This window comes from Bacteroides sp. (assembly GCF_019417265.1).
Lineage (GTDB): Bacteria > Bacteroidota > Bacteroidia > Bacteroidales > Bacteroidaceae > Phocaeicola.
This window is the reverse complement of the sequence record NZ_DXVR01000077.1, coordinates 1-14,257: the sequence shown is the minus strand read 5'-3', so window position 1 is coordinate 14,257 and position 14,257 is coordinate 1. Positions and strand designations below refer to the sequence as shown.

The window sequence follows — 14,257 nt, the reverse complement described above, 5'->3', positions numbered from 1 at the left end:
GCTTAAAACACAGATTGTAAGATTTTTTATCGCTATTTCCCTTTCGTGGGGTGTTGTTTCACTTTATTCTCAAGATAGAGGGGAGAAACGTTTTTGGCAAGTTGAACTTTCTGGAGCCTTGACCAGTCAAAGTGCTTGGGAGGTTGAGCCTTCAGTTACCTTTCCAACAAGCAGGGGACGTGGTCTGCCATAAAAAGGGAAGAAGTGACAAACAGCGGTGCAAGAAAAATATATTATAATGTACGTGCTGCCTTATCAATGGAGATTGACGAAAGGATAGTCATTTCAGCAGGCTATACTTTCTCTGATTTTGTATATTTATGTAACTTTTTGTACTTTAACCATAGAAAATTATATCTTTTATCAATTAAATATTGCATATTGCTTGCATATATCAATTAAAATACCGAATATTGCGTGACTTTTGTGGACATTTGATAGCTGAATTTAAAGAAAAAAGAATAGTCGATTGATAATAAAAAGGTATTTACATAATTAATAGGATTTAGTTACTATGATGTATGATTTGGAAATGATGAAACAATTCTATGTTTCATATAACGGTAAAGTACAGGATACACGAAAAAAATTAGGCAGGGCCTTGACTTTGGCTGAAAAGATTTTGTATAGCCATCTCTACGATGCTAATTCCATAAAGTGTTTTGAAAGGGGAGTGGACTATGTAAATTTCCGTCCGGACAGGGTAGCCATGCAGGATGCTACGGCACAAATGGCATTGCTTCAGTTTATGAATGCCGGTAAGAATGTTTCTGCTGTACCAGCAACTGTACATTGCGACCATCTGATACAGGCATATAAAGGTGCTTCTATAGATTTGCCTGTAGCACAGACAACCAATAAGGAAGTATATGATTTTCTGAAGAGTGTGGCATCGAAATACGGAATCGGTTTCTGGAAGCCGGGAGCAGGAATCATACATCAGGTCGTACTGGAAAACTATGCTTTCCCCGGAGGAATGATGGTAGGTACGGACTCGCATACACCTAACGCCGGCGGTCTTGGAATGATTGCCATTGGTGTCGGAGGTGCCGATGCCGTTGACGTAATGACCGGTATGGAATGGGAACTGAAAATGCCGAGAATAATAGGTGTACACCTCAAAGGAAAACTGAACGGATGGGCAGCACCAAAGGATGTTATCCTAAAATTGGCCGGAATACTGACTGTCAAGGGTGGTACAAATGCCATAATAGAATACTTCGGAGAAGGTACTTCTTCAATCTCGGCTACCGGTAAAGCTACTATCTGTAATATGGGAGCTGAGGTAGGAGCGACTACATCCGTATTCCCGTTCGATTATGAAATAGTGGAATATCTTAGAGCTACAGGACGTGAAGAAGTGGCCGACATGGCCTTGAAAGTAGCTGACGACCTGAAAGCGGATAATGAGGTTCTGTCATCTCCTGAAAAGTATTATGATAAGGTTATTGAGATAGATTTGTCAGCATTGGAACCATATCTTAACGGTCCGTTTACACCGGATGCGGCATGCCTGTTGTCTGAGTTCAAGGACAAGGTCATTGCAAACGGTTATCCACAACGTATGGAAGTAGGACTTATCGGTTCATGTACAAACTCGTCATATCAGGATTTGGGAAGGGCTGCTTCGTTGGTAAGACAGTTGAAAGACAAAGGCTTGAAGATGAAATCACCGTTACTGGTTAATCCGGGTTCTGAACTCGTGTACTGCACATCAAAGCGCGACGGCATGATTGCCGATTTTGAAGATGCAGGTGCCGTGATAATGACAAATGCCTGCGGTCCTTGCATCGGTCAGTGGAAACGTGAGACAGATGATCCTACAAGACCGAATTCCATTGTGACTTCGTTCAACAGAAACTTCGCAAAGCGTGCAGACGGCAATCCTAATACACATGCTTTCGTTGCATCACCGGAGATTGCTACAGCATTTGCCATTGCCGGAGATTTGTGCTTTAATCCTATGACAGATACTCTTGTAAACGATAAAGGCGAGCAGGTGAAACTGGATGCTCCAACCGGTGACAAGCTTCCTGCGAAAGGATTTACAGTTGATGATAACGGTTATGTAGCTCCTTCAGCAGACGGATGTAATATTGAAGTTATCATTGACCCAAAATCAGAACGTCTGCAGAAGCTTCAGCCGTTTGCTCCATGGTATGGTAAGGATTTTTTGGATATGCCTCTGCTTATCAAGACCAAAGGCAAGTGTACCACAGACCATATCTCAATGGCAGGTCCATGGCTTCGATTCCGCGGACATCTGGAAAATATCTCCAAGAATATGCTTATGGGAGCTGTGAATGCATTCAACGGTGAGACAAATAAGGTTTGGAACTCGGCAGACGGCAGTTATGGCGAAGTATCAGCTGTAGCCGGCGGATATAAGGCTAAGGGCATTTCATCTATTGTAGTGGCAGAAGAAAACTATGGCGAAGGCTCAAGCCGTGAACATGCTGCTATGGAACCACGATTCCTCAACGTAAAGGTTATCCTTGCAAAGAGTTTCGCACGTATCCACGAAACAAACCTGAAGAAACAAGGTATGCTTGCGCTGACTTTTGCCGATAAGGATGACTATGACAAAGTGCAGGAACATGACAGGATTTCAATCATTGGACTTGAAACTTTTGCACCGGGACGTAATCTGAAAGTGGTATTAACTCATGAAGACTGTACACAGGATTCTTTCGAGGCCGTGCATACATATAATGAAATGCAGATAGAATGGTTTAAGGCAGGTTCGGCACTAAATACATTTAGGAGTTAAAGGAGGTAGAGAAGGTAAAGTAGTTAATGAAGATAAAGAGTCAGAAGAAGTTTCCTTAACTTCATAACTTCTCTAACTTCATTGATTTAAACAAAATTAAATATAACTATAGGAGAAACTAGACGATGAGTAAAGTTCGTATGGAAGAAGGTAAACTTGTAGTACCTTCAAATGTTACTATTCCTTTTATAGAAGGTGATGGAGTAGGAGCTGAAATAACTCCTGCTTGCCAGAAAATTGTAAATGAAGCAGTAAAATTAGCTTACAAAGATGAGCGCTCAATAGAATGGATGGAAGTCCTGGCCGGTGAAAAGGCTTATAAACAGGTGGGAGAGTGGCTTCCGCAATCTACAATGGATGTATTCAGAGAATATCTGATAGGAATCAAAGGTCCGCTTACTACACCTGTAGGAGGTGGAATACGTTCGCTCAACGTAGCATTGCGCCAGACATTGGACTTGTATGTTTGTCTGCGTCCTGTAAGATGGTTTAAGGGTGTAGTATCTCCTTTGAAAGAGCCTCAGAAAGTTGACATGTGTATTTTCAGAGAGAATACAGAAGATATATATGCCGGAATAGAATGGGAACAGGGTACTCCTGAAGCAAAGAAATTCTATGATTTCCTTTACAATGAGATGAAAGTTACCAAGGTGAGATTCCCTGAAACTTCGTCTTTCGGAGTGAAGCCTGTCTCTGTAGAAGGAACAAAGCGTTTGGTGCGTTCTGCCATACAATATGCCTTGGATCATAAGCTTCCGTCGGTAACACTTGTTCATAAGGGAAACATCATGAAGTTTACTGAGGGCGGTTTCAAGAAATGGGGATATGAAGTGGCTGAAACAGAGTTTGCAGAACAGACATTCACCATGAACTATTATCAGCAGTTGAAGAAAGATTTGGGAGAAGAATCTGCAAAGGCTGCCATGGCTGAGGCTATCAACAAGGGAAAAGTAATAATAAAAGACTGTATTGCCGATGCCTTCCTTCAGAATACATTGCTGAAACCGGAAGACTATTCTGTTATTGCAACTCTGAATCTTAACGGAGACTATGTATCAGACCAGCTGGCAGCCATGGTAGGCGGTATAGGTATCGCTCCTGGAGCAAATATAAACTACAATAGCGGTCATGCTATCTTCGAAGCAACTCACGGAACAGCTCCTGATATTGCAGGTAAGAATATGGTTAACCCATGTTCTCTTCTTCTGTCATCAGTAATGATGCTTGAGTATTTGGGATGGCAGGAAGCGGCCGACCTGATTACATCTGCCCTTGAACAGGTTTTTGAAAATTCTGAGGCAACTATTGATTTGGCAAGATTTATGCCGGACGGTAAGGTATTGGGTACAGATGAATTTGCAGAGAGAATAATACAAAGTCTTTAATTCAACTATAACGAACTGAACATGAAAAAAGAATATATAGTTTACAAACTTTCCGAATGTGCGAAGCAGGCATGTAGAATTGACAATAGCTTATTTACAAGTTATAATGTAAAACGTGGTCTTCGTAATGAGGATGGAACAGGTGTACTTGTAGGACTTACTAAAATAGGAAATGTAGTAGGATATGAGAAAACGGAAGAAGGCTTGAAACCTATTCCGGGTAAGCTTTTCTATAGAGGATATGATTTGGATGATATCGTTCATGCTCTTTTGAAAGAGAAACGTTTCGGCTTTGAAGAGGTTGCATATCTGCTTTTGTCGGGTGAGCTTCCTGACAAGGAGCAGCTGGCTTCTTTCAAGGAACTGATAAACGACAATATGCCGCTTGACAAGAAGACTACGATGAATATAATCGACTTGGAAGGTCATAACATAATGAATATCCTGGCTCGTAGCGTTCTGGAAATGTACACATTCGACCCTAATCCGGATGACATCTCGCGCGACAATCTTATGCGTCAGTCTATCGAACTTATCTCAAAGTTCCCTACAGTCATAGCATACGCATATAGCATCTACCGTCACAGTACACACGGACGCTCATTGCATATCCGCTATCCGGATGAGAAACTCTCGTTGGCTGAGAATTTTCTTTATATGATAAAGAAAGATTATACTCCTCTTGAAGCACGTATGCTTGACCTTCTGCTGGTTCTCCAGGCTGAACACGGTGGTGGTAACAACTCTACATTTACTGTCAGGGTTACAAGTTCTACACGTACCGATACATATTCAAGTATCGCGGCAGGAATAGGTTCGCTCAAAGGCCCGTTACATGGTGGCGCAAACATTCAGGTTGTAAATATGTTCCATCACCTGAAAGAAGCCATTTCAGACTGGACTAATGTTGATGAGATAGATACTTACCTTACTCGCATGCTGAATAAAGAGGCTTACGACAAAAGTGGCCTTATCTATGGTATAGGCCATGCCGTATATACCATTTCGGACCCGCGTGCAGTTCTTCTGAAAGAGTTGGCAAGTGAACTTGTTGCAGAAAAAGGCTGTGAAAAAGAATTTGCCTTCCTTGAACTGATAGAAAAGCGTGCCATAGCTTGTTTCAAGAAAGTCAAGGGAGAAAAGAAGAAAGTATGCTCTAATGTGGATTTCTATTCAGGATTCATATACGAGATGATGGGATTGCCTCATGAGATATACACTCCTCTGTTTGCTATGGCGAGAATTGTCGGTTGGACAGCTCACCGCATTGAGGAATTACATTTCGACGGTCGCCGTATCATCCGTCCTGCATACAAGAACGTACTTAATGAAGTTCCTTACAAACCTATATCAGAAAGATAAAGCATATAAAATTGGAGTTGTATCGTGATGTACGATGCAACTCCAATTTTCTTGTTACTACCCCCAAGATGTCATTTTGTGATAATCTGTTTAGCCCATTCTTCAGCCTGTTTGCTTCCTCTGTTGAACAAGCGGCCTTCTTTCCAATCCACTTCTGGATACAGCTTCTTCAGTTGTTTCACACTATTGTTGATAGAACTTCCGCCTGATGTAGCAAAAGGAATAACTGTCTTGCCGGAAAGATTATACTTCTCAATGAATGTATTTACCGGACGCGGACATAAGTCCCACCAGATTGGGTAACCTATAAATACAGTGTCGTAGTCATTCATATTAATAGTTTCACCACCAAGTTCAGGACGTGAATTGTCGTCATTCATTTCTATTGAACTTCTGCTGTTTTTATTCCTCCAGTCAAGGTCGGCAGAAGAGTATGCTTTCTTTGGAGTAATCCTATACAGTGTTCCACCGGTAGCTTTTGAAATTGATTTTGCAACGCTTTCGGTGTTTCCCGTACATGAAAAATAAGCCACGAGGATTTTAGTTTCCGCATTATCCTTCTTTTGCAGTGCGTTTGACTGGCTGTTTAAGCAAAAAAGACTCATAATTATCAGTATTAAAGTTCTCATGTTATTTCAGTTTTGAATAATCTTCGTCATTAACCGGTTCCAGCCATTCATTACTGCATCCTTCTCCCGGAATTTCCATGGCAAGATGTGAGAACCAGCTGTCAGGAGCGGCTCCATGCCAGTGCTTTACTCCGGTTGGAATGTATATAACGTCGCCCGGATTCATCTCTATAGGCTCTTTGCCCCATTCCTGATAGTAGCCACGACCGCCTACGCAGATAAGAGTCTGTCCTCCACCTTTATTGGCTTTATGGATGTGCCAGTTATTACGGCAGCCTGGTTCGAATGTTACATTGGCAACGGGAACTCCTTCTGCAACTATAGGAGCCAGATAGCTTTGACCTACGAAATATTTTGCATATGCGTCGTTAGGTTTGCCTACAGGGAAAATAATTGTCTGTGCGTATGCGTCAAGTGATGTGCTTGCTATACTGTCCTCAGCCCATACTTCTTTTGCCATACGGAATACAGCCCATGCTTTAGGCCAGCCTGCATAGAATGCTGCATGAGTAAGTATTTCTGCTATTTCAGTTTTTGTCACTCCGTTCTTTTTTGCGAATTCAAGATGGTGTCTGAATGATGAGTCAGTCAGACCTTGTGACATAAGTGCAACAACGGTAACGATTGAGCGGTCGCGCATGGAAAGCAAGTCATTACGGCTCCATACTTCACCAAAAAGGATATTGTCATTAAGATGTGCAAATTCCGGAGCAAATTCTCCTAATACATCATGTCCTGCAGTTTGCTGGACTTTTACCTGTGATTTAGCCATATTCGGAAAAATAAAAATTGATAATGTAATCAGTAATAGTAAATTTGTTTTCATCTGATACGGGTTTTTGTAATGAATAAAATTATATGTATGATTTATCAATCAAGTTCAATTAATTCATATTTCTGACTTCCCATTCCAAGTGCTTCAGCATGATCCAGAGTATGCATGCCATGACGTGAATCAATACGTTCAATCAAGTGTATTTTACCATGGTCTTTTGAGGAACGTACCAGATCTGTACATGCACGGTCTAATGCAACCGGGTCAAGAGATGCCAGAATACCTATATCACCCATTTTAGGATCTTCCGGTGAAGAATCGCAGTCGCAGTCAACAGAAAGATTGTTGGCTACACTTATGTAGAGTATATTTTCTCCGCAATGATCTGCCACTGCCTTTGCTGCTTCGGCCATGGATTCCAGAAAATCATCCTGTTTCGGATTTCCCCAGCTTGTGGTACTTTCTCCGGCAGAATGTATTAATCTTTTACCATTGGATGAAGCTATTCCTATTGACATGTTCTTGATTGCACCACCGAATCCTCCAATGGCATGTCCTTTGAAGTGAGAGAGGATTATTGTGAAATCATAATTGAGAAAGTTCTTGCCGACAATATCTTTTGTAAGATGTTTTCCGCCTTTTAAGTACGGTTGTAAGAACCTGATATTACGCTTGAGAAACGTCCTTTGCGGATGCGGTTGGTAAGTTCTGTTTCCAGTGTGTTGTATGAGCCATAACCTGCATGCAGATTTGTGTTTACTCCGTCTTCCTGCATTTTGCGTGTAACGATATTCACTACGCCACCCATTGCATTAGAACCGTACAGAACAGAAGCCGGACCTCTAAGTACCTCTACACGTTCAGCAAGGAATGACTGATAGGCATCGGCTATCGGATGACCGAAGATACCTGCGTACTGGGGATGGCCGTCAATCATCACCATCAGTCGTCCTGAGCCACCACTCAAACCACGCAATGATATACCTCCCGCAGCGCCGTTTGACACTCCGTATCCCATAATGCCACGTGATGTAACGAAAAGTCCCGGAACCTGTTCGGTAAGTACAGGCAGTAGTGAGGGCTGCATGGCACTTTCTATACGGTCACGACCTACTACAGATACCGTCTGCGACAGGTGGCGTACATCAGTTTCGCTACGGCTTCCTGTCACTACCACTTCATTGATGTTATAAACCCGTGTGGAGTCGATTATGCTTTGTGCCGACAGACCGAGTGGGGTAAATAATGCGATGTAAAATATACATCTTTTTATATTGGGGATTATTGTTTTCATATATAAATGTTCTTACAATGTTTATAATTTGTTTTCACCGTACAAAGTTATAACACATGTAAAGAATATTCGTATATCTATTACTGCATTATTTACCCAAATTACAGATATTTATTCAAAGTATAAGGGTTGTTATTATTTTCTGTTCTGTTTTACATACTCTGTCGGGGAACATCCGCAACATTTTTTGAATAATCTGCTTAAGTGTTGAGGATAGTCAAATCCAAGATTATATGCTACTTGTGATGCAGTTGCTCCGCTTATAAGTTCATTTTTGGCACGTTGAATAATGTATTGCCTGATGTGGTTGCCGGCGGTATCGCCTGTAGTCTTTTTTATAAGGTCTCCAAAGTAGTTTGACGACATAAATAATTCATTTGCGCAATACTGTACAGTTGGTAATCCGAGTGTAAACTGTATTCCTTTCTCATAATAATCCTGTAACAGTGAATTGAATCGTATCAGTATATCTGAATTTTCCAGCTTTCTGGTCAAGAACTGGCGATTGTAGAAACGTTGGCAGAAATTAAGCATCAATTCTATGTAGCCCACTATAATTGCATTCTGCTGTTCATCGTGTCTTTTTGATAGCTCATCTCTCATCTGGTGCATTAATGACACCAAAATATCATGTTCTTCTTCTTCTGACATATGTAGAGCCTCGTTTATGCGGTAATCGAAAAATGTGTAATTTTTTATAGTCTTTTCCAGTGTTGAGCCTTGTAGTATATCAGGGTGGAAAAGTAGTGCCCATCCGGTCAGCATAACTCGTTCACCGTTGTCTTCCTTTCCTCCAATCTGCCCGGAGCTACACAAATTACAGTACCTTTCTTGTAGTCATATTTGCCACACCCGTATGTTAAATCTATTTTTGCTTCATCGTGAAAGAATATTCCGTAAACACTGTAGTTGGCCAGACAATGACGTATAGGGGAGACTTCCTTGTAGTCAATTACACAAACCTGTGGGTGTTGGCTTTCATAACCCAGCCAGTTACAATAATCGTTTACATTTTTTACTTTCAGAATTTTGCTCATTGTGCTATGCTTTTATCCATGTCACGGCAAAAATAAAACTTTTCACTCAATCTTAAAACTCAATAGTGGCATTATCAGTAAAAATGATACAAATGTCCCACTTATTGTTACTTTATTGTTATCTGGGGCAAGTAACTTTGTGATATCAAAAAACAATGAAAAATGGATAGGCAAATTATCATTTCTCCCCAATTATTTGAAGACGAGGTCGTTTGTTTTATTGCAGACCGTTATCACATTAATCCACAAGCACTTTTGCGGCTTTTCCTGACGCAGAATGGAATTATAACGGATACAGATAATGTGGAATGTGAACTACAACTTGAAGATAACGAAATAGAAATATTACGTGGCTTGACAGGTCTTGATAATAGTAATTAATAAAGGTTTATAGATTATGGACAGAAGAAATTTTTTGAAACTATCATCTGTGGCAGTATTATCTACAGCAGGTTCTTTGACTGGCATATCTAAGGTAATAGCCAATGGTACTTCTGAGTCTGAGAATGGAAATAAAGGTATAAATGTATCTTCCGGAAGTATAGAACATAGAAAACTCGGAGGAATGGAAGTATCTGCAATAGGACTTGGATGTCTGCCAATGGTTGGTTATTATGGTGGTAAGTATGAAAAGAAAGATATGATATCTCTTATCCGCCATGCTTATGAAATGGGAGTAACGTTCTTTGATACGGCAGAGGTTTATGGGCCATATACCAGTGAGACATGGGTGGGCGAGGCTTTAGCTCCTTTTCGTGACAAGGTTAAAATTGGAACGAAATTTGGTTTTGGAGTTGAAGAAGGTAAACCTACAGCCTTAAACAGTAGGCCGGATCATATTCGCAGAGCTGTGGAAGGATCGTTAAAGCGTTTGCGTACTGATTATATTGATTTGTTGTATCAGCATCGTGTTGATCCAGAAGTTCCAATAGAAGAAGTTGCAGGAGTGGTTAAAGATTTAATCCAAGAAGGGAAAGTTTTAAATTGGGGCTTGTCTGAAGCCAGTGCCAGATCTATCAGAAAGGCTCATGCTGTTTGTCCGTTATCAGCAGTTCAGAGTGAATATGCTATCTGGTGGCGTGAGCCTGAAACTAAGATATTTCCTACACTTGAAGAGTTGGGTATTGGTTTTGTGCCATACTGTCCGTTGGGACGGGCGTTTCTAACTGGTGTGATAAACGAAAACAGCACTTTTCATAAAGGAGACCGTAGATGGAATTTACCGCAGTTCACTCCCGAAGCTTTAAAACATAATATGCCATTAGTGGAGCTAATTCGTAAGTGGGCTATGCGAAAGAATATGACTCCGGCACAATTTGCCCTTACGTGGATGTTGTCGCGTAAATTTTGGATAGTTCCTATTCCCGGTACAACAAACCCTCAACATCTGGATGATTTACTTGGAGCTGGAACAGTACGTCTGGCAGCATGGGAAGTTGAGGAGTTTGATCGTGAATATGCAAAGATAGACCTTAAGGGGCATCGTGCAGATCCGTTTACTGAAAGTCAGATAGATAAATAATGACGATTTGTGGATTACAGATTATACTTCCATTTTCCAACCATTATCATTATGATATACCATCAGTCTGCCCATTCCTCCGTCTATCGTGAGGTTTGTTCCGTTTATGAAACTGTTCTTTTCGTCGCACAGGAACATAACAACTCTGGCAATATCTTCAGGCTCGCCTATGCGCTGTGAAGGATGTTGCATGATGTCGGCTTCCGAGTATTCCGGGACTTCTGAATCCTTGTGGAAACGTGCGGTCTCAATCCATCCCGGAGCAATGGAATTTACTCTTGCTATACCGCTGAGGCTTACAGCGAGAGCATGAGTAAGTGCTGTTATGCCACCTTTGGCCGCTGTATAGCTTTCCGTATCTGCTTGCGACTGGAATGCCCTGCTAGAAGATATGTTTACTATGGACGCACTTTTAGAGAAATGTTCCTTGAATAATGCTGTCAGCCAGTAAGGGGCAGCCACACCGACTTTCTGCACATACATGAAATCTTCGTATGAGCATCCGCTTAATATACCGCCGTTCATCAGACATGCATTGTTTATCAGAAAATCAACTTTCTCTTCTTTTGACAATACCCATGCGGCAAAACTTTCCAGTACTTCTTTCTCTGAAATATCCCCTTTGTAGCAGAAGATATTTTCGTCAGTATCGTGGTCAATGTCTCTGTCTATAACATATACTCTGGCACCTTCTTTACTGAAACTCTCAGCAATACATCTGCCTATACCGGCATTACCTCCGGTTACTATACATACCTTGTTGTCGAACTGCATATCTTTATGAAAAAAAGACGATATTACCCGTTTTTAAAGATAATATCGCCGTTATCAGTTATTGTTTTAGAATTGGAATTTTTCAAGTTTCATAGCTGCAAGGCTCTCAATCTTTGGAACCAGTGTAGTGAAGTGTGTACTTTCCGAATGAGCTTTCAGAGAAGCCTCGTCAGTCCATGTTTCACAAATCATATAAACATCTTCGCGTGTTGCGCTCTTGAAGAAATCGTATGCAATGCATCCTTCATCTTTCAATGATGCTGCTACCAGTTCTTTTGCTGTTTTTTCCACTTCAGCCTTGTTTCCTTCCGATACTTGGATAAATACATTTAATCTTAGCATAATCTTGTCTTTTTAGTTGTTTGTAAATAAATTTTTATATCTGCATTTGCATTATATTCTTTATCTTCCAGGCATTATTGTAGGGGTGCCGCCCTGATTTTTTAATTTTGTGCTTCTTATTATCTCATAAAGAATACCTCCAACGTCCAGTCCTATTCTTGCCTTATTAAATTTGTAATAAGGTATTGCAATAGGGCGTGTGTCCCATCTTCCTCTCATTGGGTCATATATCCTTTCTGCACCGACTTCCATTCCCCATCTATCGTTGAACTCATAGCCTATAGTTCCTCCGAAACTGCTCATCTGAAATCCGTATGCACTTGCCGGAGCGTATGAACCGAAAGCCTTGAAACTCAGTTTATCATTCGGCCGGTAAATTACTGCTCCTGATGTTCCGAAAGCCTGACCGGTACTGAACGGGAAATTAAACTTTGTAGCATTCAGTCCTGCCTGTATCTCCCAATAATCGTTTATGTTGTATTGGTACATCAGTGACGCTTCGTTTATTCTTCCGATTCCGGGCAGAGTTGATTGCGAACCGTAGCCATACAGATTGGGAGCAATCATTCCGCCGGTACTGTAATCACCGTAGAACATAGGAGAGGGGTTCGTGTAGTAAGGCATATAGAACGGGCAGCGGAGCTTTATTTCCTGTATTTCCATCTGTTGCGCTTCCATTTCTGCTTTTACTTCAGGCTTTTTCATACCATTATTTACAGGTGACATTTCCGGGATGCCAAGACTTTCATCAGTTATGGTTCTCAGACTGTCCTTTCTCAACTTTGAGTTGTCTTCCTGTGCATATATGCCTGCCGAAAGGAGACAAAACGCAGATAGTATGATAATTCTGAATTTCATATACAGATGTTTTTACAAATGGATATAAAGTCTGATATTTTTATCAAAGTTAGGGAAACTTGTAATAATTACAAAACATCTTCTGCATCTTTATTATTTGTTTTTCGTTTTTTACAAATCTGCCGATAGTAAATACCGTTTAAATGGCATTTAAATGCTGTTCGAATGGTATTTAAGCAGCGTTTGAAAATGTTTTGCAAAAGGTTTGCAAAGAGATGAGTTGGTTAAAAATAAAGGTAGCACTCAGGTTTAGAGCGCTACCTTCATACATATTAGAATATTTTTGATTCTTGCTTCTTTTGAATTTTATTTTACAATTTTGGTCAGCAAAGTCTTTCCGTATGATTTACCTTTTGTGTCGTAAGCCTCAGATTTTACGAGTCCTACACCTTTTGCATACCATTCAGTGATTCTCAATGTTGTAGTCTTCAATACAATCTTGGTACGTTTCAGATACGATATTTTAATACAGTCGAATTTACCTGCTGTAGTGCTTACTGTTTCATTACCCATATATGCAGTTCAGGAAATATTGATTTCGTTTTTCAGCATATTGAGAATAAGCTTATATGAGCGATCCGGCATAGATTCACCTGCTTTTGCATTGTCTGATAATGTAAAAGAGTTATCTCCGTCAAACTTCATTTCTTCCTGCAGAGCCGCTTTAGCTGTAGGACCGTACTTATCAGGGTCGGAGTCTGAAGCTATATAAAGTTCGTACATCAGGTCTTCTGTACAAACGGTATTATTTCCGTCGTAGCTCCATTGTGTCAGTGAATAGGAAGTGTTGTTTTTGGTCTTGGTTGTCACTGTCTTGCTGTAATAATCAGCAAGAGTTTTACCGTCTTCATTTGTAACGTTCTTTATGGTGGTAGTTACGTTAGAAACACTCTGTCCTACTTCGTCATAGTTTACGTAATGCAGCTCCGTACCGTTTTTTGTGCAGAAATACTGTGCATTAGCCATTCCGCAGATGAGTAATGCGCTGACAAATAATGCTATCTTTTTCATGATAAATTTATAGATAAAAAATAAGATTATTTTATATTATCTGCAATTTTACGCATATCGTTTGCATTATACCCTTCTTTTTTGCAATACTCATAAACTGCTCTGTAGCATATCGCATTACGTAATAATCCTTTTCCTGTATCTATTAATTTAATACCAGCTGATAGCCTTTCATAAGGATCGTCGGATTTAGCCTGCTTATAATATTTATCATACACATATAAAGCTTTTACTATGATATCTGAGTATGGAAGACCATTTCTTTCGAGATTAGATGCAACATTTATAAAATCCATTTTCTCTATTTTAGTGTTATATTCGAGGTGACTTATTATTTCAATAATTTCTTTTTCTACATCTGCTACTAAATAAGTGTTTTTCTCTTTGTCTATTATTTTATTATCAATTATAATTATGCCATATTTATCTAATTTTTTTTGATAAAACTCATACAACTCTTTTATTGCATTAATATCATGTTTGGGAGTATATTCGTAC

General features: G+C 40.2%; 15 protein-coding genes and 3 pseudogenes. 6 read left to right on the top strand and 12 right to left on the bottom strand.

Annotated elements, in window-relative coordinates:
• The 4 genes and pseudogenes from QZ379_RS09555 to QZ379_RS09540 all read left to right on the top strand — a co-directional run.
• Positions 1-193, top strand: a pseudogene (locus QZ379_RS09555) (hypothetical protein); the annotation flags it as partial.
• Between the two features lie 321 nt (positions 194-514).
• Positions 515-2,770, top strand: a complete 2,256-nt coding sequence (locus QZ379_RS09550) for an aconitate hydratase (RefSeq protein ID WP_291563707.1) — start codon at positions 515-517, stop codon at positions 2,768-2,770.
• A gap of 125 nt (positions 2,771-2,895) precedes the next feature.
• Entirely contained in the window at positions 2,896-4,155 is a 1,260-nt protein-coding gene (icd, locus tag QZ379_RS09545; RefSeq protein ID WP_291563705.1) for an NADP-dependent isocitrate dehydrogenase, read from the top strand.
• 21 nt (positions 4,156-4,176) lie between these two features.
• Entirely contained in the window at positions 4,177-5,517 is a 1,341-nt protein-coding gene (locus tag QZ379_RS09540; protein WP_289104189.1) for a citrate/2-methylcitrate synthase, read from the top strand.
• Positions 5,518-5,588: 71 nt separating this feature from the next.
• Here the strand turns inward: QZ379_RS09540 and QZ379_RS09535 are convergent, their stop codons facing one another.
• From QZ379_RS09535 to QZ379_RS09510, 6 genes and pseudogenes are all read right to left on the bottom strand, one after another.
• Positions 5,589-6,146 carry a flavodoxin gene (locus QZ379_RS09535; RefSeq protein ID WP_291563701.1) on the bottom strand — a complete coding sequence of 186 codons (558 nt, stop codon included), beginning with the start codon at positions 6,144-6,146 and terminating at the stop codon, positions 5,589-5,591.
• Between the two features lies 1 nt (position 6,147).
• A complete protein-coding gene (locus QZ379_RS09530; protein ID WP_291563699.1) occupies positions 6,148-6,918 on the bottom strand; it encodes a carboxymuconolactone decarboxylase family protein in 771 nt (256 codons plus the stop codon).
• Positions 6,919-7,016: 98 nt separating this feature from the next.
• Positions 7,017-7,565 (bottom strand): annotated as a pseudogene (locus QZ379_RS09525) (DUF362 domain-containing protein); the annotation flags it as partial.
• A pseudogene (locus tag QZ379_RS09520) lies at positions 7,565-8,215 on the bottom strand (TonB-dependent receptor plug domain-containing protein); the annotation flags it as partial. The pseudogenes QZ379_RS09525 and QZ379_RS09520, both read right to left, overlap by 1 nt.
• Positions 8,216-8,350: 135 nt before the next feature.
• A complete protein-coding gene (locus QZ379_RS09515; protein ID WP_291563697.1) occupies positions 8,351-8,980 on the bottom strand; it encodes an AraC family transcriptional regulator in 630 nt (209 codons plus the stop codon).
• Entirely contained in the window at positions 8,974-9,252 is a 279-nt protein-coding gene (locus QZ379_RS09510; protein WP_291563695.1) for a hypothetical protein, read from the bottom strand. Before QZ379_RS09510 ends, QZ379_RS09515 begins: the two co-directional genes overlap by 7 nt.
• A 162-nt stretch (positions 9,253-9,414) precedes the next feature.
• On the opposite strand from QZ379_RS09510, the gene QZ379_RS09505 reads away from it, so the two are divergent.
• Both QZ379_RS09505 and QZ379_RS09500 read left to right on the top strand, forming a co-directional pair.
• Positions 9,415-9,633 carry a hypothetical protein gene (locus tag QZ379_RS09505; RefSeq protein WP_291563693.1) on the top strand — a complete coding sequence of 73 codons (219 nt, stop codon included), beginning with the start codon at positions 9,415-9,417 and terminating at the stop codon, positions 9,631-9,633.
• Between the two features lie 16 nt (positions 9,634-9,649).
• Positions 9,650-10,774 (top strand): aldo/keto reductase, encoded by a 1,125-nt coding sequence (locus tag QZ379_RS09500; protein ID WP_291563691.1) that lies wholly within the window; start codon positions 9,650-9,652, stop codon positions 10,772-10,774.
• Between the two features lie 21 nt (positions 10,775-10,795).
• Here the strand turns inward: QZ379_RS09500 and QZ379_RS09495 are convergent, their stop codons facing one another.
• The 6 genes from QZ379_RS09495 to QZ379_RS09470 all read right to left on the bottom strand — a co-directional run.
• Entirely contained in the window at positions 10,796-11,548 is a 753-nt protein-coding gene (locus QZ379_RS09495; protein WP_291563689.1) for an SDR family oxidoreductase, read from the bottom strand.
• A gap of 66 nt (positions 11,549-11,614) precedes the next feature.
• A complete protein-coding gene (locus QZ379_RS09490) occupies positions 11,615-11,890 on the bottom strand; it encodes a putative quinol monooxygenase (protein ID WP_291563687.1) in 276 nt (91 codons plus the stop codon).
• Positions 11,891-11,950: 60 nt separating this feature from the next.
• Entirely contained in the window at positions 11,951-12,748 is a 798-nt protein-coding gene (locus tag QZ379_RS09485; RefSeq protein ID WP_291563685.1) for a hypothetical protein, read from the bottom strand.
• Positions 12,749-13,054: 306 nt separating this feature from the next.
• Positions 13,055-13,261: a hypothetical protein gene (locus QZ379_RS09480; protein WP_291563683.1), complete on the bottom strand. Its 207-nt coding sequence runs from the start codon at positions 13,259-13,261 to the stop codon at positions 13,055-13,057.
• Between the two features lie 9 nt (positions 13,262-13,270).
• The gene (locus tag QZ379_RS09475) at positions 13,271-13,759 is read right to left on the bottom strand and encodes a hypothetical protein (protein WP_291563681.1); all 489 of its coding nucleotides are present in this window, start codon (positions 13,757-13,759) and stop codon (positions 13,271-13,273) included.
• A 26-nt stretch (positions 13,760-13,785) separates the two neighbouring features.
• The coding region (locus QZ379_RS09470; RefSeq protein WP_291563679.1) for a hypothetical protein at positions 13,786-14,257 on the bottom strand (472 nt) is incomplete at its 5' end.

Coding starts and splice junctions, on each gene's coding strand:
- QZ379_RS09550 (WP_291563707.1), top strand. CDS start 515: ATGATGTATGATTTGGAAATGATGAAACAATTCTATGTTTCATATAAC.
- icd (WP_291563705.1), top strand. CDS start 2,896: ATGAGTAAAGTTCGTATGGAAGAAGGTAAACTTGTAGTACCTTCAAAT.
- QZ379_RS09540 (WP_289104189.1), top strand. CDS start 4,177: ATGAAAAAAGAATATATAGTTTACAAACTTTCCGAATGTGCGAAGCAG.
- QZ379_RS09535 (WP_291563701.1), bottom strand. CDS start 6,146: ATGAGAACTTTAATACTGATAATTATGAGTCTTTTTTGCTTAAACAGC.
- QZ379_RS09530 (WP_291563699.1), bottom strand. CDS start 6,918: ATGGCTAAATCACAGGTAAAAGTCCAGCAAACTGCAGGACATGATGTA.
- QZ379_RS09515 (WP_291563697.1), bottom strand. CDS start 8,980: ATGCTGACCGGATGGGCACTACTTTTCCACCCTGATATACTACAAGGC.
- QZ379_RS09510 (WP_291563695.1), bottom strand. CDS start 9,252: ATGAGCAAAATTCTGAAAGTAAAAAATGTAAACGATTATTGTAACTGG.
- QZ379_RS09505 (WP_291563693.1), top strand. CDS start 9,415: ATGGATAGGCAAATTATCATTTCTCCCCAATTATTTGAAGACGAGGTC.
- QZ379_RS09500 (WP_291563691.1), top strand. CDS start 9,650: ATGGACAGAAGAAATTTTTTGAAACTATCATCTGTGGCAGTATTATCT.
- QZ379_RS09495 (WP_291563689.1), bottom strand. CDS start 11,548: ATGCAGTTCGACAACAAGGTATGTATAGTAACCGGAGGTAATGCCGGT.
- QZ379_RS09490 (WP_291563687.1), bottom strand. CDS start 11,890: ATGCTAAGATTAAATGTATTTATCCAAGTATCGGAAGGAAACAAGGCT.
- QZ379_RS09485 (WP_291563685.1), bottom strand. CDS start 12,748: ATGAAATTCAGAATTATCATACTATCTGCGTTTTGTCTCCTTTCGGCA.
- QZ379_RS09480 (WP_291563683.1), bottom strand. CDS start 13,261: ATGGGTAATGAAACAGTAAGCACTACAGCAGGTAAATTCGACTGTATT.
- QZ379_RS09475 (WP_291563681.1), bottom strand. CDS start 13,759: ATGAAAAAGATAGCATTATTTGTCAGCGCATTACTCATCTGCGGAATG.